Consider the following 21,035-nt stretch of genomic DNA (forward strand, 5'->3'; position numbering starts at 1 on the left):
TTAAGGCGTTGTAACTGCTTCTTCAAAAATCATCGCCACCTGGCCGGTAAAATCACCTTCAACAGTAAGAGGTTGCGTATCATCCTGGCTAATACGCAGCGTAGTACGACCACCTGCACTTGCAGCGGTAGCATCGACAACGGTTTTCGCTGAATTATCCAGTTCAACGCCATTGAATTCCACTTTCAGCGGAATAGTATCTGTACCATTTGATAAGATAGCTTTGCCGTTAGCATCGGTATTCATCAGTGTTGCCTGAATGCCACCTGAAACGTTCTTATATTGGAACTGTTTTTCAAAAGCTTTTAATTTGGACGTGGTGATATCATATTCAATTTCTTGAGCCTGATTAATCCAGCCGCTTTCAACAGGTTCGATTTGGAAATCGTCGCTTGGGACATGCGCATATACGTCAATGTTATAACTTTGCTGGTTGGCTGCCATCGCCATTGAACTGCCTAATACGGACAAAGACAGCGCACCACCAAAAAGACAAGCTTTTGCAATTTTATTAGTCAACATGGTCAATCCTTTCAATTTAAAGAGTATAACTCTGCTTATTTACAACTTACTTCGTAACATTAGAAACGTAGTTTCTTTTGGTTTTCCCCTTCAATAAGGGTGAAAAGGGTTGTGCGTCCTTTGCTTTTATCAATTTCCTTCGTTTTGCCAGGAAGGATAAAAAGACGCTTCGCGCTATTACATTCCGTACCAGCGGAAGTGCAATTACGGATATTTTCCAAAACAATAGTCGCGGTGCCTTTGTTAGTTACACGAATTGCCGAAGGCGAAGATGATTCAATTTGTGTACTGAAAACAGGCTTCGTCGGTAAAACAATAACCAGCGTACCGTAACCGGATAATACATTTAGCCCGGCACTCAATGCTTTTTTACGGTAATCATCAACTTCCTTATTGCTTAAGCCAAAACCATCATCTGTTTTAGGAAGCACAGGAATAAATCTTACTCGATAATATTTTTCAACCGACCGATCACCAGGCCACATAATCCTTACGGATTGAAAACCTCCTGGTGGAATAATCATCCTTAACGGGGTGACAATCAGTCTGTCTTTTTGCAATGAATTTCCTGATAGTTCTTTTAGAGGTAATTCAACAACTTTCCCGCTTTTATCAATATTTACTTCCAGCATATCTACCCGGACAAACGCAGTAGATGTCCCGGTATTATAAATACGTTTAGCAATAGACTGTTTATCAGGCGTAAGTGTGTCATACATGCTTCCTATTCCTATTTCAGGAAGAGCGAAGGCTACGGACATTTTCAATCCGAAGAACAGAATCACAGACACAGATGTGATCTTTCTTAATAAGGAAACGCAGTACATATAAAAAATCCAGACATCGTTGAAAACGAGGCCAAGATAATCACGCATCTAAATTAAAGCAACCGAAGAGGAGCGGATTAATAAATAATTAAAAACCGAATCTTGATCAATTTTACTCCTCAGACCAGTAAATAATTTTTTGATGATGACTTATATCAATGATTTTTAAGATTAATATGAAATTAATGCGTTTTTATCTTGCTCTTTAGCCAGCCATTACTATGGGCTAGCTAGATAGCGCCTTGCGCGGGACGATTTTTTATATTAATCGTGGAATTAATAAGCACTAAAGCAATTACTTGCCGAATACATTGAAGGGCTTTGAGATTGGGGTTTGGGGATTGAGGTTGTAGGACTGGCAGAATGGGGGCTTGGGGCTTGGGGCTTGAGGTTTGAGGTTTGAGGTTTGAGGTTTGAGGTTTGAGGTTGGAGGTTGGAGGTTGGAGGTTGGAGGTTGGAGGTTGGAGGTTGGAGGTTGGAGGTTGGAGGTTGGAGGTTGAAGGTTGAAGGTTGAAGGTTGAAGGTTGAAGGTTGAAGGTTGAAGGTTGAAGGTTGAAGGTTGAAGGTTTGGCAATGTACTAACTGACAGGCAAAAAAAAGACATCTTGCGATGTCTTTTTTCCGGAATATTGGTACCGAGGACGGGACTTGAACCCGTAAGCCCAATCGGGCACTACCACCTCAAGGTAGCGTGTCTACCAATTCCACCACCTCGGCACGACTTACTTATTAATGCGGGATATCGCTGGTCGGCTGCGCCGGAGCTGCAGGCTGAGTTTGTTCACTCTTCGCCGGTGCGCTCAGATTATCCCACTCGCTTCCTTTATTGGTTTTATTGCTGTTAATGTTGCCCAGCACAAGGCTAATAATAAAGAACAGTGTTGCCAGCACAGCAGTCGTACGGGTCATGAAGTTACCAGAACCACTTGAACCGAACAGCGTACCGGACGCGCCAGCGCCAAAGGAGGCTCCCATGTCAGCGCCTTTACCTTGCTGCAGCATGATCAGGCCTACAAGAGCCAGCGCTACAATAAGGAAAATAACTAAAAGAGCTTCGTACATAATCAACCTGTTCCTTGCGGGGTTGCCGCAGCCAATGCTTCAAACCAATAAAAGTGGGATGTTTCTTGCTTTCCCACTGAAGCGGGTGTGAATACTAACCAAAGCGAATCACCTTCGCAAGGGCAATTTAAGCGCATTTTATCAAGTGCGGAAAAAAACAGCAAAATTGCGATCCCGGGCTATTAAAAAGGCCGCAACAGCCGCCTTTTTAAGCACTTATCGCACTATTTTACAGCCTTAACTGCATCAGCGATGCGATTCGCCAGCGATGTCACTTGCGCCTCGTCTTCACCTTCTACCATGACGCGAATTAACGGCTCAGTACCGGATTTACGCAGTAGCACACGACCGCGGCCAGCCAGTGTCGCTTCCACTTCTGCCGTCACCGCCTTGACCGTTTCGTCTTCCAGCGGATCGCCAATACCTGCGGTAAAACGCACATTCACCAGCACCTGCGGGAACATCTTCATGCCGCTGCACAAATCATGCAGAGACATATGGTTACGCACCATTGCGGCAACCACCTGCAAACCGGCCACAATACCGTCCCCGGTCGTCGTTTTATCGAGCAAAATTACATGACCGGAGTTTTCAGCACCGATGCGCCAGCCCTTCTCCTGCATTTTTTCCAGCACATAACGGTCGCCCACTTTCGCGCGCGCAAAGGGAATACCCAGTTGCTTAAGCGCCAGTTCAAGCCCCATATTGCTCATGAGTGTGCCAACTGCACCACCGCGCAACTGCCCCTGGCGCAACCCTTCGCGGGCAATGATATACATGATTTGATCGCCATCGACCTTGTTACCTTCGTGATCGACCATAATGACGCGATCGCCGTCACCATCAAAGGCAATGCCCAAATCGGCTTTCTCAATCAAAACGCGCTGCTGCAGTGCTGCCACGTCCGTCGCGCCACACTTTTCGTTGATGTTTACGCCATCCGGTTCACATCCAATGGCAATCACCTTCGCCCCCAGTTCGCGAAAAACACTCGGTGCAATGTGATAAGTCGCGCCATTGGCGCAATCAACCACGATTTTTAACCCATTCAGGCTCAGTTCATTCGGAAACGTCGCTTTGCAAAACTCGATATAACGCCCGGCGGCATCAACAATACGGCTGGCCTTACCCAGTTCGGCGGAGTCAACGCAAGTCAGTTCCTTTTCCATCTCGGCTTCAATCGCCTCTTCTACAGCATCCGGCAGTTTTGTACCGTCAATAGAGAAGAATTTGATGCCATTGTCATAGAAAGGGTTATGCGAAGCCGAAATTACAATTCCCGCTTCTGCGCGAAATGTGCGCGTAAGGTAGGCTACGGCCGGCGTGGGCATGGGTCCGGTAAAGGACGCGGACAGACCAGCCGCCGCAAGCCCGGCCTCGAGCGCTGATTCCAGCATATAACCTGAAATACGGGTGTCTTTACCAATGATGATCTTACGTGAACCATGACGCGCCAGTACTTTCCCGGCAGCCCAACCCAGCTTAAGCACAAAATCAGGGGTGATCGGTGCGTCACCAACGCGGCCGCGAATACCATCGGTGCCAAAATATTTACGATTACTCATAGCGTTTGTTTTCCTTCGCTGACAGCGTGGCTTCCACCACCCGCATAGCTTCTACTGTTTCTTTTACATCGTGAACACGAATAATGTGCGCGCCTTGCATTGCCGCGATCACTGCACAAGCCAGACTACCGCTTAACCGCTCGGAGGGGCCGACATTGAGTAGCTGGCCTACCATCGACTTACGCGACATTCCGACCAACAGAGGTAAGCCAAGATGGTGAAACTCAGCCAGGCGGGCAAGCAATGCATAATTGTGGGAGAGATTTTTACCGAAACCGAATCCCGGGTCGAGCAACAATTTCTCTTTTGCGATCCCAGCCTGCTCGCATCGTGCTATATGATCGATAAAAAAGCGATTCACGTCGGCAAACACATCGTCGTATTTCGGCGCTTCCTGCATGGTTTTTGGCTGACCTTGCATATGCATCAGGCACACCGGTAGCCCGGTTTGTGCGGCGGCTTCCAGCGCGCCCGGTTCTGTTAATGAACGGATATCGTTAATGATATGTGCGCCTACTCGCGCCGATTCGCGAATGACTTCAGGTTTAGATGTATCGACGGAAATCCATACCTCGAAACGCTGTGCGACGGCTTCAACAACCGGGATTACGCGTTCAAGCTCCTCTTCTACACTGACATCAGCCGCTCCAGGACGCGTCGATTCCCCACCGATATCCACAATTGTCGCCCCTGCATTGATCATCAGGTTCGCGTGCTTTACCGCCTCGATCAATGTGTTATGTGCACCGCCATCCGAAAAAGAATCCGGCGTTACATTGAGGATGCCCATTACATGGGGGTGAGACAAATCCAGTGTTGAGCCCTGAGCATGGAGTTTCATGACTAAAATCCCTGAGGTTGTGGCGGTTAGAAATTAAAAGAAAAACCCCGGAGCAAGCCCCGGGGTTTTCATTAAAAGCAGATCATCAGCGCAAAAACTTATTTGTCGCCCAGCTGTTCTGACATGGTATTGCCCGGGTTTGGCGTACGCGGTTCATCGACCGGACGCGGCGCTCGCGGCGTACCATTATTGTCAGAGTTGTTCGTTCCAGGTTCTTCCCAACCTGCAGGCGGACGAACATCGCGGCGTGACATCAGGTCATCAATCTGCGGCGCATCGATGGTCTCATATTTCATCAGAGCATCTTTCATCGCATGCAGAATATCCATATTTTCATTAAGCAGCTGACGTGCGCGATTGTAGTTACGTTCAATAAGCGATTTCACTTCCTGGTCGATGATGCGTGCAGTTTCATCGGACATATGTTTCGCTTTTGCAACGCTACGTCCCAGGAACACTTCGCCTTCCTCTTCCGCGTAAAGCAGCGGACCGAGTTTGTCAGAGAAGCCCCACTGGGTGACCATGTTACGCGCCAGGTTAGTCGCGACTTTAATATCGTTCGACGCACCGGTAGAAACATGTTCAACGCCGTAAATGATCTCTTCTGCCAGACGGCCACCGTACAGCGTTGAAATCTGGCTTTCCAGTTTCTGGCGGCTGGCGCTAATCGCATCACCTTCCGGCAGGAAGAACGTCACACCCAGCGCACGGCCGCGCGGAATAATCGTCACTTTATGTACCGGATCGTGTTCCGGCACCAGACGACCAATAATCGCATGGCCCGCTTCGTGGTATGCCGTGGACTCTTTCTGCGCTTCGGTCATCACCATGGAGCGACGTTCCGCACCCATCATGATTTTGTCTTTCGCTTTTTCAAACTCGACCATCGATACAACGCGTTTGTTACCTCGAGCGGCAAACAGCGCAGCTTCGTTGACCAGGTTCGCCAGATCGGCACCGGAGAAGCCTGGCGTCCCGCGTGCGATGATTGCAGCATCGATATCCGGCGATAGCGGCACACGGCGCATATGGACTTTCAGGATCTGCTCACGACCGCGAACATCCGGCAGACCGACAACAACCTGGCGGTCAAAACGCCCCGGGCGCAACAAAGCGGGATCGAGTACGTCCGGACGGTTAGTCGCGGCAATAACGATAATACCTTCGTTGCCTTCAAAACCATCCATTTCAACCAGCATCTGGTTTAGCGTCTGTTCACGCTCATCGTGACCACCACCCAGACCTGCGCCACGCTGGCGGCCTACGGCGTCGATTTCATCGATGAAGATAATGCACGGTGCTGCTTTCTTAGCTTGCTCGAACATGTCGCGCACACGAGATGCACCAACACCAACGAACATTTCTACGAAGTCAGAACCGGAAATAGTGAAGAACGGTACTTTCGCTTCGCCGGCGATCGCTTTCGCCAGCAGCGTTTTACCCGTACCCGGAGGACCGACCATCAGGACGCCTTTCGGGATTTTACCGCCCAGTTTCTGGAAACGGCTCGGCTCACGCAGATATTCAACCAGTTCGCCAACTTCTTCTTTTGCTTCGTCGCAACCGGCAACGTCAGCGAAAGTCGTTTTGATCTGATCTTCCGTAAGCATACGCGCCTTACTTTTGCCGAACGACATGGCGCCTTTGCCACCGCCGCCCTGCATCTGACGCATAAAGAAAATCCAGACGCCAATCAGCAGCAGCATCGGGAACCAGGAGATGAAGATCGTCGTCAGCACGCTCTGCTCTTCCGGCGGTTCACCTACAACCTTGACGTTTTTTGTCACCAGGTTGTCGAGCAGTTTCGGATCCTCGACCGGGATGTAAGTCGTGTAACGGTTACTATCTTTCTTGGTAACGTTGATCTCACGTCCGTTGATACGCGCTTCGCGAACCTGGTCCTGGTTGACCTCTTGCAGGAAGGTAGAATAGTCCACCTTACGGCTATTCGACTCGCTGGGCCCAAAGCTCTGGAATACTGACATCAGCACGACGGCAATGACCAGCCAGAGTATTAGGTTTTTCGCCATGTCACTCAAGGGATTAACCTCATATTACAACTGTGTTAAAAACAGCGTCAGGATACAACATAACCCATCTCTTTCAAACCAAAGGCCGAAATCGACGGGGTATCATTTTCGCCCGGTCGCTACAATATACACTTCACGTGAACGCGCACGTGAAGAGTCCGGTTTACGCACTTTAACCTTCGTAAACAGGGAGCGAATTTCGGTGAGATACTCATCGAATCCTTCGCCCTGGAACACCTTCACTAAAAAACTTCCGCCCGGCGCCAACACATCACGGCACATCTCCAGCGCCAGCTCCACAAGATACATGGAACGAGGGATATCAACAGCAGGCGTGCCGCTCATATTCGGCGCCATATCTGACATGACAACCTGAACTTTACTGTCGCCAACGCGATCCAGTAATGCTTTCAGAACTAATTCATCACGAAAATCGCCCTGAAGGAAGTCCACACCAACGATTGGATCCATCGGTAAAAGATCGCAAGCGATGATACGACCATTACCACCAATCTGCGTGACCGCATATTGCGACCATCCACCAGGGGCAGCACCCAAGTCGACAACCGTCATACCCGGCTTAAAAAGTTTGTCACTTTGCTGTATTTCATCAAGTTTAAACCAGGCACGGGAACGCAACCCTTTTTTCTGCGCCTGTTGAACATATTTATCGCTAAAGTGTTCCTGAAGCCAGCGACTCGAGCTGGCAGAACGCTTTTTACCTGTCATTTAACTTTCCATCCGGGTTCATCGTCGACATCGAGAAATTTCGACGCGCAATTTGGCGATACAGTGGAGATGGCGGTAGAATGACCCGTTTTCAATCCCAACGTAAGCAAAATATACGATGAATCTGAGTACTAAACAAAAACAGCACCTGAAAGGTCTGGCACATCCGCTCAAGCCGGTAGTTATGCTTGGCAATAATGGTTTGACCGAAGGGGTACTGGCCGAGATTGAACAAGCGCTAGAGCACCATGAGCTCATCAAGGTGAAGATCGCCTCTGAAGACAGAGAAACTAAGACCTTGATCGTGGAAGCTATCGTTCGCGAAACCGGCGCCTGCAACGTACAGGTCATCGGTAAAACGCTGGTGCTTTATCGCCCAACCGCGGAGCGTAAAATTTCGCTGCCACGCTAAGAATATCCTGAATTGAACACAAAATCTGTGTAAAACGAGGGGTTTCCGCCAGCAGACGTGCAAAATGCCACGCTCCCGGAATTCATAAAAGGCCGCAGCGCGGCCTTTTTCTTTTCTTTACAATTCGTCAACAATAGACGCGAATGCAGCGATCAAAGATATTCTACTTTGATAATTTCGTATTCCACTTCGCCGCCAGGCGTGCGGATCACCACCACATCGTCTTGTTCTTTACCTACCAGGCCGCGGGCAATGGGCGAATTGACTGAAATCAGGTTCTGTTTAAAGTCGGCTTCATCATCGCCAACAATGCGATACGTCTGCTCTTCATCGTTATCGAGGTTCAATACCGTAACGGTGGAACCAAAAATAACACGACCGCTTTTCGGCATTTTAGTAATGTCGATCACCTGCGCATTAGACAATTTTGCTTCGATATCTTTAATTCGCCCTTCGCAGAAACCTTGCTGCTCGCGCGCGGCGTGATATTCCGCATTCTCTTTCAGATCGCCATGTTCGCGGGCTTCCGCGATGGCGGCAATGATTTCAGGACGACGAACGGATTTCAGAAATTCCAGTTCTTCGCGCAATTTTTCGGCACCACGTAAGGTCATCGGAATAGCTTGCATTGTTATACCTCTTAAACTTTCCTGTAGGGAGCGGTAACCCACCCCATCTGATCTACCTCCCCCGTACACCGGCATATACCGTCGGGCAGGAGCAAAAGAAAACTGACCCGGGGACAAAGCCCCAGGTCAGCGCAATTTTTCAATTTGATACGTATTTTACCCGGAAGTTCACTATGGGTCATCGTTTACTTTCCGGGTCGTTGCGCCGTAGTATGACGGCTTGTTTACTGCTTCCTAGCGCGAGATTATGCGATTTTCCAGCTTTATCATCGGATTGACCACAAGTATAGCCCTGAACGTTCAGGCCGCGAATGTAGACGAGTACATAAACCAGCTGCCGGATGGTGCTAACCTGGCGCTGATGGTGCAAAAAGTCGGAGCTCAGGCACCTGAAATTGATTACCACGGTAAACAAATGGCGTTGCCAGCCAGCACACAGAAGGTCATCACCGCGCTGGCGGCATTGTTGCAGCTTGGGCCGGACTTTCGCTTTACAACCACGCTGGAAAGCAAAGGTTCTGTCGATAACGGCACGTTAAAAGGCGATTTAATTGCGCGATTTGGCGGCGATCCGACGCTAAAACGTCAGGATATTCGCAATATGGTCGCGGTGCTGAAAAAGTCGGGTGTGCAGAAAATAGAAGGTAACGTGCTGGTCGATACCTCTATTTTTGCCAGTCATGATAAAGCGCCAGGCTGGCCGTGGAACGATATGACGCAGTGCTTTAGCGCCCCCCCTGCCGCGGCAATTGTTGATCGTAACTGCTTCTCGATTTCCCTCTACAGCGCACAAAAACCGGGCGATTTGGCCTATATCCGCATCGCTAATTATTATCCGGTGAATATGTTCAGCCAGGTACGCACGATTGCGCGCGGTTCAGCAGAGACGCAATATTGCGAACTGGATGTCGTCCCGGGCGATTTAAATCGCTTTACGCTAACGGGATGCCTGCCACAACGTGCTGACCCGCTCCCGCTGGCTTTCGCCATTCAGGACGGAGCAAGCTATGCCGGTGCAATTTTGAAAGCAGAATTGAACGATGCGGGTATCACTTATACCGGTACGCTGTTGCGCCAGACGCAAGAGAACGAGCCCGGCACTGTCATTGCCAGCAAGCAGTCGGTACCGCTTCACGACCTGCTAAAGCAGATGCTGAAAAAATCAGACAATATGATCGCTGACACGGTGTTTCGTATGATTGGTCACGCGCGCTTTGGTGTACCCGGGACCTGGCGAGCAGGATCGGATGCAGTGCGGCAGATCCTGCGCCAGCAGGCTGGCGTCGATCTCGGCAATACAATCATCGCTGATGGCTCCGGCCTGTCACGACATAACCTTCTGGCACCCGCCACGATGATGCAAGTTCTGCAATACATTGCGCAGCATGACACCGAGCTCAATTTTATTTCGATGCTCCCCCTGGCGGGCTATGACGGTTCATTGCAGTATCGGGCCGGTCTGCATGAAGCGGGTGTGGATGGCAAAGTGTCGGCCAAAACAGGCTCTTTGCAAGGCGTGTATAATCTGGCCGGCTTTATCACCACCGCGAGCGGTCAGCGGATGGCTTTCGTGCAGTATCTCTCTGGTTATGCTGTCGAACCGGCGGATCAGCGTAATCGCCGCATTCCACTGGTGCGTTTTGAAAGCCGTCTTTACAAAGATATCTACCAGAACAACTAATAAAAATGCCGGGTAGCGTGTGCAGACCCGGCATTTTTTATTGACGAAACGTCCCCGTTCAGCCGGGGAAATTGCAGCGATTAACGCTTGTAGATGAACTCGACGCCTTCTTCGTCGTCTTCATCCCAGTCGTCATCCCACTCGTCGTCTTCTTCAACCACTTCCGCTTCTTCGAGCTGCTGGCGATGATAATCATCCCACATAAACTCGACTTTCTCAGGCTGCTGCTCTTCCTGCGCCTGGGTGATCGGGTTTTCGATGATAAAGGTCATCACGTCCCAGCACAGGTCTTTCACGCCCTGCTGGCTGGCCGCAGAGATAAGGTAGAATTTATCTTCCCAACCCAGTGCCTCAGCGATGGCTTTTGCTTTAGCTTCTGCTTCCGCTTTATCCATCAAATCGATTTTGTTAAATACTAACCAACGCGGTTTGGCAGCCAGTTTCTCGCTGTATTTTTCCAGTTCGCCGATGATGACACGGGCATTTTCAGCCGGATCGGAACCATCGATCGGATCGATATCAATCAGATGCAGCAGGACGCGGCAGCGCTCAAGATGTTTCAGGAAACGGATCCCAAGACCTGCGCCATCGGCAGCCCCTTCGATCAATCCTGGAATATCAGCAACTACAAAGCTCTTTTCGTTATCCATACGGACAACGCCAAGGCTCGGCACCAGCGTGGTAAACGGATAATCCGCCACTTTTGGTTTTGCAGCCGATACCGCGCGAATAAAGGTTGATTTGCCTGCGTTTGGCATACCAAGCATACCCACATCGGCCAACAACATCAGTTCGAGCTGCAGGTCGCGCTTATCGCCCGGCGTGCCCATGGTTTTCTGACGAGGCGTACGGTTAACCGAGGATTTAAAGCGCGTGTTGCCCAGACCGTGCCAGCCACCTTTCGCGACCATCAGGCGCTGACCATGTTTGGTCATATCGCCCATCGTTTCGCCGGTGCCCTGATCGATAACACGCGTACCTACCGGAACTTTCACCGTAATATCTTTTCCGCGCTTCCCGGTACAGTCACGGCTCTGGCCATTCTGTCCGCGTTCAGCACGGAAAGATTTTTCAAAACGGTAGTCAATCAGGGTATTGAGGTTTTCGTCCGCTTCCAGCCAGACATCACCGCCGTCGCCACCGTCACCGCCATCAGGGCCGCCTTTTGGGATATATTTTTCGCGGCGGAAGCTTACACAACCGTTACCGCCATCACCTGCCACGACAAGAATCGTAGCTTCATCAACAAACTTCATTTTACTCTCCGTAACTCATTCGCCTGAGCGGGGCACAGTGGCGACCACTTCGCGATTGCGCCAGCGTCCCAAAAGACGATGGCCAATAGCGGAAAACATCGCGCCCGCAACCACGACAAACGCACCGAGATAACCGATAAGGTTTAACATCGGTCTGGCGAAAACATCGGGCCAGGCCATTGATAATAAATCTGAAAAAAACAGCGTAAAGAGCGGTGTCAGCGTGATTAATGCGCTCACCTGCGCCGCCTGCCAGCGAGCCATCGCTTCCGCCAGCGCGCCGTAACCCACCAGCGTATTAAGGCCACAGAACACCAGACAAGCCAGCTGCCAGTCACTCAACTGAAGCAGCACGGCGGGTTTTGCCAGCGGCAATAATGCAATCGTACACAAAGTGTACAGCAAAAAGAGGATTTGCTGGGAGGCCAGACGCCGCAATAACACTTTTTGCGCGACGCCGTAACTCACCCACACCGTGGCTGCTCCGACACCAAAAATCACGCCCCAGGTGTAATCTGTCAGGCGGGTAAAAATCTCCACCAGGCTGGTATTAAAAAACATTACCAGACCGCAGATCAGCATCAGCGCGCCAATAACCTGGGTGCCGCGCATTCTCTCTTTGAGAATAACAACGCTGGCAATCATCATGCCCACAGGCGAAAGCTGACCGATCACCTGAGAAGCCGTCGGGCTAACGTATTGCAGGGAAGAACTGAAGAGGATGAAATTCCCGAACAGCCCACCAGTGGCAATTGCCAACAAAACTAACCAGCGTGGCTTACGAAAAAGATGCAGCGAGGGCAGCTTTTTTTTCCAGCCGAGAATCAAACCAAGGCCGATTCCTGCCATCAAGAAGCGATAAAAAACCACCGTTGGCGGCTCCATCACTTCCAGCACCTGCTTCATGGCGATGGGTAACGCACCCCAGCACATTGCGGTGGTGAGTGCCAGCGCAATACCGATGCCTGCCTGCTGTTTCATGCCCGTATTCCCTGCCAGAATTTACCGGACTTCTAATGTAAAAAGCCCCGCAACGTGTTGCGGGGCTTTTTTCCGTTACCGGGACGCGAAAAACTTATTCAGCAACGATGCTGATGAATTTGCGGTTTTTCGGGCCTTTAACTTCGAACTTAACTTTACCGTCAGTCAAAGCGAACAGAGTGTGGTCACGGCCGCAACCTACGTTAGAACCAGCGTGGAATTTGGTGCCACGTTGACGAACGATGATGCTACCTGCCAGAACTGCTTCACCGCCGAAGCGTTTAACGCCCAGACGTTTAGCTTCTGAATCGCGACCGTTACGAGTTGAGCCGCCAGCCTTTTTATGTGCCATTTAAATCTACTCCTCAGGTCTTAGGCGCTGATGCCAGTAATTTTCACATCAGTAAACCACTGACGGTGGCCCTGCTGCTTACGGTAGTGTTTACGACGACGAAACTTAACGATTTTAACTTTCTCGCCACGACCGTGAGCAACAACTTCAGCTTTGATTACGCCGCCATCAACGAAAGGAACGCCGATTTTGACTTCTTCACCGTTTGCGATCATCAGAACTTCAGCGAATTCAACAGATTCGCCAGTTGCGATGTCCAGCTTTTCCAGGCGAACGGTCTGACCTTCGCTTACTCGGTGTTGTTTACCACCACTTTGGAAAACCGCGTACATATAAAACTCCGCTTCCGCGCACATATTCTGATCAATTCAGAGTGCGCTATAAATATTCACAATAGGGCGCGAATATTACGCAAATTGCTAGCCTTTGACAAGAGTGATCGTCACTCCATGCAGAAAAAAAACACAACGCGTAAGGTAACGTTTATCTGGCGCTTTTTTTCAGTACAATCAACAATACTATTCTAACCCGTAACCCTTTGTTATCCCATTTTGCTATGTGGTAAACAGGACTGAAAGCCCGGCTTTTGCGATGAATTTAGAAAAAATCAATGAGTTAACCGCGCACGATATGGCGGGTGTAAACGCGACGATTCTGCAACAACTCAACTCGGATGTTCAGTTAATCAACCAGTTGGGTTATTACATCGTAAGCGGCGGCGGCAAACGCATCCGTCCGATGATTGCCGTGTTGGCGGCGCGAGCCGTTGGCTACGAAGGCAATTTGCACGTCACTATTGCCGCATTAATCGAATTTATCCACACCGCGACCCTACTCCATGACGATGTTGTGGACGAGTCCGACATGCGTCGCGGCAAAGCCACCGCTAACGCGGCCTTTGGCAACGCAGCGAGCGTACTGGTCGGTGATTTTATCTACACCCGCGCTTTCCAGATGATGACCAGCCTCGGCTCGCTGAAAGTGCTGGAAGTGATGTCAGAAGCCGTAAACGTGATTGCTGAAGGCGAAGTCCTGCAGTTGATGAACGTCAACGACCCAAATATCACTGAAGAAAACTATATGCGCGTCATTTATAGCAAGACCGCACGTCTGTTTGAAGCGGCGGCTCAGTGCTCCGGCTTGCTGGCTGGTTGTACAGAAGCGCAGGAAAAAGGGTTGCAGGATTACGGTCGCTATCTGGGAACGGCTTTTCAGCTCATCGACGATTTACTTGATTACAGTGCAGACGGTGAAACGCTCGGCAAAAACACCGGTGATGACCTGAATGAAGGTAAACCGACGTTACCGTTATTACATGCCATGCATAACGGCACACCAGAACAAGCACAGATGATCCGCGAAGCTATTGAGCAAGGTAATGGCCGGCACCTTCTGGAACCTGTTCTGGAAGCAATGGCGGCCTGCGGTTCACTGGAGTGGACGCGTCGTCGTGCGGAAGAAGAAGCGGATAAAGCGATTGCCGCTCTACAGGTTCTGCCGGATTCACCGTGGCGCGACGCGTTGGTTGGTCTTGCCCACATCGCCGTTCAGCGCGATCGTTAATCTTTCCAGCTTCCCGCGCATTGCCGCGGGAAAGTTCCAGTAAGTTTCTTTAAACCCCGTCAAAACCCAAAATAACCAGTAATATCAAGCCTTGTCATAATCCTAAAACGCAAAATATTACATGAGCTTTTCAGAACAAATGCTCCTGCATGCGTATAGTAAGTAGCGTTGTTGGCGTAAATAATTGACACCTATTTTCTATCAGGGAGATGTTATGGAAACAAAATTAATGGACTGGCACCAGGCTGATATCATTGCCGGGCTGCGTAAGAAAGGAACATCGCTGGCGGCGGAATCCCGTAAAAACGGGTTAAGCTCATCGACCCTCGCTAACGCGCTGACCCGCTCCTGGCCAAAAGGGGAATTGATTATTGCTCGTGCGCTGGATACCGATCCCTGGGTTATCTGGCCATCGCGTTACTATGATCCTGTCACTCATGAATTTATAGATAAGACGAAGCTGATTAGAAAGAAAAGGGAGGAGAAATAAGCGGTCATGCAAGTAGCACCTCCCCTTGCTTGCCAGAACAGGCGATAGAAAAAAAGGGAGCCGAGGCTCCCTTCTTACTGTTCAGCAGACAGGCTTATTCGCCTTTCACTCGCTCAATGTTCGCGCCAAGCGCACTGAGTTTATCTTCAATACGCTCGTAGCCACGATCGATATGATAGATACGATCAACGATGGTGGTTCCTTCCGCGATACAACCCGCCAGCACAAGGCTTGCAGAAGCGCGTAAATCGGTTGCCATGACCTGCGCACCGGAAAGCTTTTCTACACCGTGACAAATCGCTGTATTGCTTTCGATTTCGGCGTGAGCCCCCATACGGATCAGCTCAGGGATATGCATGAAACGGTTTTCGAAGATAGTCTCGGTGATCACTCCCGTACCTTCAGCCACCAGGTTCAGCAGTGTAAATTGCGCCTGCATATCGGTCGGGAATCCCGGATGCGGAGCTGTGCGCACATTCACCGCTTTCGGACGCTTACCATGCATATCAAGGCTAATCCAGTCATCGCCAACCTCAATATCCGCACCCGCATCGCGCAACTTAGCCAGCACCGCGTCCAGCGTATCCGGCTGAGCGTTACGGCAGACAATTTTACCGCCAGAGATCGCCGCCGCGACCAGGAAAGTCCCGGTTTCGATACGGTCAGGCAGGACGCGATAAACACCACCGCCCAGGCGTTTCACCCCTTCGATGGTAATGCGATCGGTTCCCATACCGGTGATTTTTGCACCGAGGGTATTGAGGAAGTTTGCCGTATCAACAATTTCCGGCTCACGGGCGGCATTTTCGATAATAGTCGTGCCTTCCGCCAGCGTCGCAGCAGACATAATGGTTACTGTCGCGCCGACGCTTACTTTATCCATCACGATATGCGCGCCTTTCAGACGCCCGTTAACGGAAGCTTTGACATAGCCCTCTTCCAGCTTGATCTCCGCGCCCAGTTGTTCCAGGCCGGTAATATGCAGATCTACCGGACGCGCGCCAATCGCGCAACCGCCAGGCAGAGAGACCTGCCCCTGACCGAAACGCGCAACCAGCGGTCCCAGCGCCCAAATAGAGGCGCGCATGGTTTTCACCAGCTCGTAAGGTGCGCAGAAAACATTGACATCGCCCGCATCGATCCACACGGATCCATTGCGTTCCACCTTGGTGCCCAACTGGCTGAGCAGCTTCATGGTGGTATCAATATCTTTCAGTTTCGGAACGTTACGGATTTCAACCGGCTCTTCCGCCAGCAACGCAGCAAAAAGAATCGGCAGCGCGGCGTTTTTCGCGCCTGAAATTGTCACTTCGCCCTGGAGACGCGTCGGCCCCTGTACACGAAACTTATCCATTCATCTGATCTCTGTTAAGAATTCACACGCGCAGTAGGTTTATCCCCTGCGCTCAAAAGCCGTTAAGTTTGCGATCCCGCGCCCACTCCGCCGGAGTGTAGGCTTTGATCGACAGGGCATGAATACGGTTGTCTGCGATGTATTCCATCAGCGGGCCATAAATGGTCTGTTGTTTCTTGACCCGGCTCATGCCGTCAAAAATCTCACCCACAGCAACAACCTGAAAGTGACTGCCGTCGCCAGTGACGTGGGCTTCCTGGAGAGAGAGTGCGTTCATTAGCACCGTCTGAATTTCATGATTTTCCATGGGTGTAAATATCATCTAATAGTGAAAACAGTCACACATCTTAGTGGAAAGTGACGTCGGCTTAAACAAGCAAAAAGCCCCATCACAATAAAGGATGGGGCTTTAATTAGTAACGTATTGAAAAAATTAGTGAGGCAATACATCCTGCGGCAAATTATAGAGCGCAGCGAGGGTGGAAACGTTCTCGCTTACCCCAGCCAGGACAACATTCACGCCCTGCTTTTTCCCCTGTGCCACAAGGTGTACCAGTAGCGCGACGCCAGCGGTATCAACGCGTGTCACATCATGTAAGTCGATGCAGGTGACGCCACTCATCGCCTCCACACGCGCATCCCACAGCGGATTTAAAATATCCTGATCAAGTTCGCCCTGGAGTTTCAGGCGTTCCCCGTCACGCGCCCAGCTCAACCGGGTTGTCATTGTTTTTTCTCATCCAGGGTAATTTTCTGGCGGGAAATAGATTGCAGTTCGGCGGTTAAACCGTCGATACCTTTGGTGCGCAGCAGATCGCTCCATTCATTCTGTTTAGTGGTGATCATGCTCACCCCTTCGGCAATCATGTCGTAAGCCTGCCAGTTGCCCGTTTGCGTGTTTTTACGCCACTGGAAATCCAGACGCACCGGCGGACGACCATTCGGATCGATGATAGTCACGCGGATCGGCACAATCGTCGCATCGCCCAGCGGCTGCTCTGGCGCAATCTGATAGGTCTGACCGTGATACATTGCCAGCGCCTGGCCGTAGGCCTGTTTCAGGTATTCGCGAAATGCAGCGAAATAGGCTTCACGCTGTGCCGGGGTCGCTTCTTTATAATAACGGCCCAGCACCAGCGCGCCGGCGTATTTCACCTGCACATAAGGCAGCAGTTCCTGATCAACTACATCGCGCAGGTAATCCGGGTTCGCACGGATTTTCGGCTGCTCATTTTTGAGGCGATCAAAGGTTTTCTGTGCCGCGTCTTTCATTGCGGCGTAAGGGTTAGCTTGATCTGCCGCCATCGCGGCACCCAGCGGTGCAATCACCAGCAGGGCAACCATTAATAGACGTTTAAACATGCGTCAATTCTCCTCGTTAATTCGTCTGGCCAGCAGACGGTGCGGCTTGAGTATTCCCTGCATCGTGGGCTGCCGCATCGCCTGAATTCTTATTGTCGCCGCCTTTACTGTTGTAAAGGAATTGTCCGATAAGATCCTCCAGCACGATGGCGGACTTGGTGTCCTGAATGGTGCTTCCTTCTTTAAGCATAGAAGTTCCCATCTCAGGATCCTCAAAGCCAACGTTCAGCGCCAGATACTGCTCACCTAACAACCCGGAAGTGCGGATCGCCAGTGAACTGGTATCCGGGATCTGGTTGTAACGCTCTTCAATATCCAGCGCGACACGCGGCAGATAGGTTTTGGGATCAAGAGAGATATCAGCAACGCGCCCGACCACCACACCGCCAATTCGTACCGGCGAATGGGCTTTCAGACCGCCAATGTTGTCAAAGGTGGCATAGACACGGTAAGTCGGCTCAGTGCGCATGGAGGCGACATCTGCCGCTTTTAAGCAGATGAAGAGTGCAGCCAGCAGCGCCAGTGCAAGGAAAACACCGACCCAAATTTCACTTTTTTTCGTTTGCATGAACTCAATTCCCAAACATCAGTGCGGTGAGCACAAAATCAAGGCCAAGCACGGCCAACGAGGAGTGCACAACGGTGCGTGTTGTCGCCCGGCTAATGCCGGCGGAAGTCGGGATCGCATCATAACCATTAAATAACGCAATCCAGGTCACAGTGATGGCAAACACCACGCTTTTAATCAGGCAGTTAACCAGATCCATCCGCCACTCAACGGCGTTTTGCATCGCGGTCCAGAAAAAGCCCGTATCGATACCTTTCCAGTTAACGCCAACCAGCGAGCCGCCCCAAATACCGACAGCGACAAAGATAATGGTCAACAGCGGTAGCGAGATGACTCCCGCCCAAAATCGCGGCGAAATCACGCGCCGCAGCGGATCAACCGCCATCATTTCAAGGCTGGAAAGCTGTTCGGTCGCGCGCATCAAACCAATCTCAGCAGTCAATGCAGAACCGGCCCGACCGGCGAACAGCAACGCGGCGACAACCGGCCCCAACTCGCGCAGCAACGACAGCGCCACCAGCATACCAAGACTGGTTTCGGCGCTGTAGGTGGTCAACACCAGGTAACCCTGCAGACCGAGCACCATACCGATAAACACGCCAGAAACAATAATAATGAGCATCGACAGTACGCCGACATTATAAAGCTGGCGAACCAGCAGCGGCGCGTGTTTGCGGAATTCGGGTTTACCCACCACCGCATTAAAGAGCATCAAACCGGCGCGCCCGAACGTCGCGATCGTTTTGATCCCGCGGTGCCCAAGCGATGCCAGTGCATTTAGCAGCATGAGCGTCTTAACTCCCTGTTTCTAATAAATCGGTCTGATAATCACCCGCCGGGTAGCGGAACGGAACCGGGCCATCGGCAATGCCATCCAGGAATTGACGCACGCGCGGATCGCTGTTCTCTTGCAGCCCTTGCGCACTACCGTGGGCGACAATTTTCCTGTCAGCCACAATATAGGCGTAATCAGCAATACTCAGCACTTCAGGAACATCGTGGGAAACAACAATACAGGTGACGCCCAGCGCGCTATTCAGCTCGGAGATCAACTTCACCAGCACGCCCATTGTGATGGGATCCTGACCTACAAAGGGTTCATCAAACATGATCAGGTCCGGCTCCAGTGCAATGGCTCTTGCCAGCGCGGCGCGGCGCGCCATACCGCCTGAGAGTTCTGATGGCATTAAGTCCGCCGCACCGCGCAGCCCCACGGCTTCCAGCTTCATCATCACCGTGCTTCGCAGCAACGGCTCGGGCAGCCGCGTGTGCTCACGCAAAGGATAAGCAACGTTGTCAAAAACGTTCATATCGGTAAACAACGCACCAGACTGAAACAGCATGCTCATTCTTTTGCGCACGGTGAACAGACGCGAACGCGTCATCTCTGGCACGTTTTCGCCATCGAATAAAATCTCACCGCTATCGGGCGGGATTTGTCCACCGATCAGACGCAACAGCGTCGTTTTGCCGATCCCTGAAGGTCCCATAATGGCGGTGATCTTACCGCGCGGTACCGTCAGTGAAATATTGTCAAAGATTGGGCGGCTGCCGCGGGAGAAGCTGACGCCACGAACATCGACCAAATTCGCCACAGTCTGGCTCATTTCCTCTTCCTTATAAGCCTCGTCGGCCACAAGCATGACGCTTGATAACATCACGAACCCAACATTTTTACAGAATATTACCTGCTGAGGTTAGCGAAAGCTGGCATTTGTTTTACTTTTGAGCCGCATAAAGTCAAAATTAGGAATCATTACGCTACGCGGAACTCCCGGTTTTACCCGGCATGGCAGCCTGCGAGCCGGCGGATTATACCTGAAGAAAGGACGTTAGATGCTTTTAGCGACGGCGCTATTGATAATTGGTTTACTCTTAGTGGTCTACAGTGCCGATCGTCTGGTGTTCGCTGCTTCGATCCTTTGCCGCACCTTCGGCGTACCGCCTTTAATCATCGGCATGACCGTTGTAAGCATCGGTACCTCACTACCGGAGATAATCACCTCCGTTGCCGCATCATTGCATGGCCAGTTGGATCTGGCTATCGGCACGGCGATCGGTTCCAACATCACGAATATCTTGTTGATCCTCGGCGTCGCCGCGCTTTTACACCCTTTTACCGTACATTCCGATATTCTGCGCCGCGAATTACCGTTAACCTTGGTAGCCGGTCTGCTGGCGGGCGTGGTGTTGTACGATGGGCACCTCAGTCGCTTTGACGGCATTATTTTACTGTTATTAGCCGTGCTATGGCTGGTGTTCATTGTTAAAATTGCCCGCCTGGCCGAGCGGCAGGGCAATGACAGTCTCACCCGAGAGCAGTTGGCGGAGCTACCGCGAGACGGCAGCCTTTCAGTCGCGTTCCTTTGGCTGGGAGTAGCATTAATTATTATGCCGATGGCAACACGTATGGTGGTGGATAACGCAACCGTGGTAGCGAACTACTTTGCTATCAGCGAGCTGACCATTGGCCTGACGGTTATTGCTATCGGTACTGGTCTGCCTGAACTGGCGACCGCGATTGCCGGTGCGCGCAAAGGTGAAGACGATATCGCCATTGGCAATATTATTGGTTCAAACATCTTTAACATTGCTCTCGTGCTGGGTTTGCCCGCGTTGATTGCGCCGGGCGATTTTAACCCGATAGCCTTTACGCGTGATTATGGCGTGATGTTGCTGGTCAGTGCCCTTTTTGCCCTGATTTGCTGGCGACGTAAGCAAATCAGCAGAGGTGTCGGGGCACTGTTGTTCGGCGGGTTTATCGTATGGCTGGCGCTGCTCTACTGGCTGTCGCCGCTTTTGACTGGATAA

At 51.1% G+C, this 21,035-nt stretch carries 24 protein-coding genes and 1 tRNA gene; 5 read left to right on the forward strand and 20 right to left on the reverse strand.

The window, feature by feature from the left end:
• From IP581_RS20520 to rlmE, 8 genes are all read right to left on the reverse strand, one after another.
• Positions 1-522 carry a CS1 type fimbrial major subunit gene (locus IP581_RS20520; RefSeq protein ID WP_193821265.1) on the reverse strand — a complete coding sequence of 174 codons (522 nt, stop codon included), beginning with the start codon at positions 520-522 and terminating at the stop codon, positions 1-3.
• 59 nt (positions 523-581) lie between these two features.
• Positions 582-1,283: a hypothetical protein gene (locus IP581_RS20525; RefSeq protein ID WP_244172989.1), complete on the reverse strand. Its 702-nt coding sequence runs from the start codon at positions 1,281-1,283 to the stop codon at positions 582-584.
• A 696-nt stretch (positions 1,284-1,979) separates the two neighbouring features.
• A tRNA-Leu gene (locus tag IP581_RS20530) sits at positions 1,980-2,066 on the reverse strand.
• Positions 2,067-2,078: 12 nt separating this feature from the next.
• Positions 2,079-2,411, reverse strand: coding sequence for a preprotein translocase subunit SecG (secG, locus tag IP581_RS20535; protein ID WP_017457347.1), 333 nt, complete (start codon positions 2,409-2,411; stop codon positions 2,079-2,081).
• Between the two features lie 224 nt (positions 2,412-2,635).
• Positions 2,636-3,976, reverse strand: a complete 1,341-nt coding sequence (gene glmM / locus IP581_RS20540; protein WP_086870095.1) for a phosphoglucosamine mutase — start codon at positions 3,974-3,976, stop codon at positions 2,636-2,638.
• Complete coding sequence (gene folP / locus IP581_RS20545) at positions 3,969-4,817, reverse strand: dihydropteroate synthase (protein ID WP_086870092.1); 849 nt, start codon at positions 4,815-4,817, stop codon at positions 3,969-3,971. The genes glmM and folP overlap by 8 nt, the downstream gene beginning before the upstream one ends.
• A 98-nt stretch (positions 4,818-4,915) precedes the next feature.
• Positions 4,916-6,847 carry an ATP-dependent zinc metalloprotease FtsH gene (gene ftsH / locus IP581_RS20550; RefSeq protein WP_086870090.1) on the reverse strand — a complete coding sequence of 644 codons (1,932 nt, stop codon included), beginning with the start codon at positions 6,845-6,847 and terminating at the stop codon, positions 4,916-4,918.
• A 102-nt stretch (positions 6,848-6,949) separates the two neighbouring features.
• A complete protein-coding gene (rlmE, locus tag IP581_RS20555) occupies positions 6,950-7,576 on the reverse strand; it encodes a 23S rRNA (uridine(2552)-2'-O)-methyltransferase RlmE (RefSeq protein WP_020455430.1) in 627 nt (208 codons plus the stop codon).
• A gap of 118 nt (positions 7,577-7,694) precedes the next feature.
• On the opposite strand from rlmE, the gene yhbY reads away from it, so the two are divergent.
• Positions 7,695-7,988, forward strand: coding sequence for a ribosome assembly RNA-binding protein YhbY (gene yhbY / locus IP581_RS20560; protein ID WP_007369919.1), 294 nt, complete (start codon positions 7,695-7,697; stop codon positions 7,986-7,988).
• 152 nt (positions 7,989-8,140) lie between these two features.
• Here yhbY and greA read toward each other — a convergent pair whose 3' ends face one another.
• The gene (gene greA, locus IP581_RS20565) at positions 8,141-8,617 is read right to left on the reverse strand and encodes a transcription elongation factor GreA (RefSeq protein WP_086870084.1); all 477 of its coding nucleotides are present in this window, start codon (positions 8,615-8,617) and stop codon (positions 8,141-8,143) included.
• Positions 8,618-8,864: 247 nt separating this feature from the next.
• Between greA and dacB the strand changes: the two genes are divergently transcribed.
• Complete coding sequence (dacB, locus tag IP581_RS20570) at positions 8,865-10,298, forward strand: serine-type D-Ala-D-Ala carboxypeptidase (protein ID WP_086870082.1); 1,434 nt, start codon at positions 8,865-8,867, stop codon at positions 10,296-10,298.
• An 80-nt stretch (positions 10,299-10,378) separates the two neighbouring features.
• Here dacB and cgtA read toward each other — a convergent pair whose 3' ends face one another.
• From cgtA to rplU, 4 genes are all read right to left on the reverse strand, one after another.
• On the reverse strand, positions 10,379-11,554 hold the full coding sequence (cgtA, locus tag IP581_RS20575; protein WP_086870080.1) for an Obg family GTPase CgtA: 1,176 nt from the start codon (positions 11,552-11,554) through the stop codon (positions 10,379-10,381).
• 15 nt (positions 11,555-11,569) lie between these two features.
• Complete coding sequence (locus IP581_RS20580) at positions 11,570-12,535, reverse strand: DMT family transporter (RefSeq protein WP_097400718.1); 966 nt, start codon at positions 12,533-12,535, stop codon at positions 11,570-11,572.
• Positions 12,536-12,629: 94 nt separating this feature from the next.
• Positions 12,630-12,887: a 50S ribosomal protein L27 gene (gene rpmA / locus IP581_RS20585; RefSeq protein ID WP_017457338.1), complete on the reverse strand. Its 258-nt coding sequence runs from the start codon at positions 12,885-12,887 to the stop codon at positions 12,630-12,632.
• A 20-nt stretch (positions 12,888-12,907) separates the two neighbouring features.
• Positions 12,908-13,219, reverse strand: a complete 312-nt coding sequence (gene rplU, locus IP581_RS20590) for a 50S ribosomal protein L21 (RefSeq protein ID WP_003025032.1) — start codon at positions 13,217-13,219, stop codon at positions 12,908-12,910.
• 259 nt (positions 13,220-13,478) lie between these two features.
• Between rplU and ispB the strand changes: the two genes are divergently transcribed.
• Positions 13,479-14,450, forward strand: a complete 972-nt coding sequence (gene ispB / locus IP581_RS20595; protein ID WP_020455433.1) for an octaprenyl diphosphate synthase — start codon at positions 13,479-13,481, stop codon at positions 14,448-14,450.
• 214 nt (positions 14,451-14,664) lie between these two features.
• Positions 14,665-14,940 carry a DNA-binding transcriptional regulator SfsB gene (gene sfsB / locus IP581_RS20600; RefSeq protein WP_097400717.1) on the forward strand — a complete coding sequence of 92 codons (276 nt, stop codon included), beginning with the start codon at positions 14,665-14,667 and terminating at the stop codon, positions 14,938-14,940.
• 94 nt (positions 14,941-15,034) lie between these two features.
• Here sfsB and murA read toward each other — a convergent pair whose 3' ends face one another.
• The 7 genes from murA to mlaF all read right to left on the reverse strand — a co-directional run bounded on the left by murA (position 15,035) and on the right by mlaF (position 19,831).
• Positions 15,035-16,294 (reverse strand): UDP-N-acetylglucosamine 1-carboxyvinyltransferase, encoded by a 1,260-nt coding sequence (murA, locus tag IP581_RS20605; RefSeq protein ID WP_097400716.1) that lies wholly within the window; start codon positions 16,292-16,294, stop codon positions 15,035-15,037.
• A 52-nt stretch (positions 16,295-16,346) separates the two neighbouring features.
• The gene (gene ibaG / locus IP581_RS20610) at positions 16,347-16,601 is read right to left on the reverse strand and encodes a BolA family iron metabolism protein IbaG (RefSeq protein WP_017457333.1); all 255 of its coding nucleotides are present in this window, start codon (positions 16,599-16,601) and stop codon (positions 16,347-16,349) included.
• A 126-nt stretch (positions 16,602-16,727) separates the two neighbouring features.
• Positions 16,728-17,021, reverse strand: a complete 294-nt coding sequence (gene mlaB, locus IP581_RS20615) for a lipid asymmetry maintenance protein MlaB (RefSeq protein WP_086870075.1) — start codon at positions 17,019-17,021, stop codon at positions 16,728-16,730.
• On the reverse strand, positions 17,018-17,656 hold the full coding sequence (gene mlaC, locus IP581_RS20620; RefSeq protein ID WP_086870072.1) for a phospholipid-binding protein MlaC: 639 nt from the start codon (positions 17,654-17,656) through the stop codon (positions 17,018-17,020). The genes mlaB and mlaC overlap by 4 nt, the downstream gene beginning before the upstream one ends.
• A gap of 16 nt (positions 17,657-17,672) precedes the next feature.
• A complete protein-coding gene (gene mlaD / locus IP581_RS20625) occupies positions 17,673-18,224 on the reverse strand; it encodes an outer membrane lipid asymmetry maintenance protein MlaD (protein ID WP_193821266.1) in 552 nt (183 codons plus the stop codon).
• 4 nt (positions 18,225-18,228) lie between these two features.
• Entirely contained in the window at positions 18,229-19,011 is a 783-nt protein-coding gene (gene mlaE / locus IP581_RS20630) for a lipid asymmetry maintenance ABC transporter permease subunit MlaE (RefSeq protein WP_017457329.1), read from the reverse strand.
• A 7-nt stretch (positions 19,012-19,018) separates the two neighbouring features.
• Positions 19,019-19,831, reverse strand: coding sequence for a phospholipid ABC transporter ATP-binding protein MlaF (gene mlaF, locus IP581_RS20635; RefSeq protein ID WP_086870067.1), 813 nt, complete (start codon positions 19,829-19,831; stop codon positions 19,019-19,021).
• A gap of 229 nt (positions 19,832-20,060) precedes the next feature.
• Here mlaF and IP581_RS20640 point away from each other — a divergent pair, with 229 nt between their 5' ends.
• Positions 20,061-21,035 (forward strand): calcium/sodium antiporter, encoded by a 975-nt coding sequence (locus tag IP581_RS20640; RefSeq protein WP_097400713.1) that lies wholly within the window; start codon positions 20,061-20,063, stop codon positions 21,033-21,035.

Source organism: Kosakonia pseudosacchari (assembly GCF_015167415.1).
GTDB classification, from domain to species: domain Bacteria; phylum Pseudomonadota; class Gammaproteobacteria; order Enterobacterales; family Enterobacteriaceae; genus Kosakonia; species Kosakonia pseudosacchari.

Excerpts from the sequence above, each read along its gene's own strand:
- yhbY (WP_007369919.1), top strand. The coding sequence starts at position 7,695 with ATGAATCTGAGTACTAAACAAAAACAGCACCTGAAAGGTCTGGCACAT.
- mlaC (WP_086870072.1), bottom strand. The coding sequence starts at position 17,656 with ATGTTTAAACGTCTATTAATGGTTGCCCTGCTGGTGATTGCACCGCTG.
- mlaB (WP_086870075.1), bottom strand. The coding sequence starts at position 17,021 with ATGACAACCCGGTTGAGCTGGGCGCGTGACGGGGAACGCCTGAAACTC.
- cgtA (WP_086870080.1), bottom strand. The coding sequence starts at position 11,554 with ATGAAGTTTGTTGATGAAGCTACGATTCTTGTCGTGGCAGGTGATGGC.
- greA (WP_086870084.1), bottom strand. The coding sequence starts at position 8,617 with ATGCAAGCTATTCCGATGACCTTACGTGGTGCCGAAAAATTGCGCGAA.
- ftsH (WP_086870090.1), bottom strand. The coding sequence starts at position 6,847 with ATGGCGAAAAACCTAATACTCTGGCTGGTCATTGCCGTCGTGCTGATG.
- rpmA (WP_017457338.1), bottom strand. The coding sequence starts at position 12,887 with ATGGCACATAAAAAGGCTGGCGGCTCAACTCGTAACGGTCGCGATTCA.
- ibaG (WP_017457333.1), bottom strand. The coding sequence starts at position 16,601 with ATGGAAAATCATGAAATTCAGACGGTGCTAATGAACGCACTCTCTCTC.
- mlaD (WP_193821266.1), bottom strand. The coding sequence starts at position 18,224 with ATGCAAACGAAAAAAAGTGAAATTTGGGTCGGTGTTTTCCTTGCACTG.
- ispB (WP_020455433.1), top strand. The coding sequence starts at position 13,479 with ATGAATTTAGAAAAAATCAATGAGTTAACCGCGCACGATATGGCGGGT.
- mlaE (WP_017457329.1), bottom strand. The coding sequence starts at position 19,011 with ATGCTGCTAAATGCACTGGCATCGCTTGGGCACCGCGGGATCAAAACG.
- IP581_RS20520 (WP_193821265.1), bottom strand. The coding sequence starts at position 522 with ATGTTGACTAATAAAATTGCAAAAGCTTGTCTTTTTGGTGGTGCGCTG.
- sfsB (WP_097400717.1), top strand. The coding sequence starts at position 14,665 with ATGGAAACAAAATTAATGGACTGGCACCAGGCTGATATCATTGCCGGG.
- IP581_RS20580 (WP_097400718.1), bottom strand. The coding sequence starts at position 12,535 with ATGAAACAGCAGGCAGGCATCGGTATTGCGCTGGCACTCACCACCGCA.
- mlaF (WP_086870067.1), bottom strand. The coding sequence starts at position 19,831 with ATGAGCCAGACTGTGGCGAATTTGGTCGATGTTCGTGGCGTCAGCTTC.
- dacB (WP_086870082.1), top strand. The coding sequence starts at position 8,865 with ATGCGATTTTCCAGCTTTATCATCGGATTGACCACAAGTATAGCCCTG.
- rlmE (WP_020455430.1), bottom strand. The coding sequence starts at position 7,576 with ATGACAGGTAAAAAGCGTTCTGCCAGCTCGAGTCGCTGGCTTCAGGAA.
- secG (WP_017457347.1), bottom strand. The coding sequence starts at position 2,411 with ATGTACGAAGCTCTTTTAGTTATTTTCCTTATTGTAGCGCTGGCTCTT.
- folP (WP_086870092.1), bottom strand. The coding sequence starts at position 4,817 with ATGAAACTCCATGCTCAGGGCTCAACACTGGATTTGTCTCACCCCCAT.
- rplU (WP_003025032.1), bottom strand. The coding sequence starts at position 13,219 with ATGTACGCGGTTTTCCAAAGTGGTGGTAAACAACACCGAGTAAGCGAA.
- IP581_RS20640 (WP_097400713.1), top strand. The coding sequence starts at position 20,061 with ATGCTTTTAGCGACGGCGCTATTGATAATTGGTTTACTCTTAGTGGTC.
- IP581_RS20525 (WP_244172989.1), bottom strand. The coding sequence starts at position 1,283 with ATGTCCGTAGCCTTCGCTCTTCCTGAAATAGGAATAGGAAGCATGTAT.
- murA (WP_097400716.1), bottom strand. The coding sequence starts at position 16,294 with ATGGATAAGTTTCGTGTACAGGGGCCGACGCGTCTCCAGGGCGAAGTG.
- glmM (WP_086870095.1), bottom strand. The coding sequence starts at position 3,976 with ATGAGTAATCGTAAATATTTTGGCACCGATGGTATTCGCGGCCGCGTT.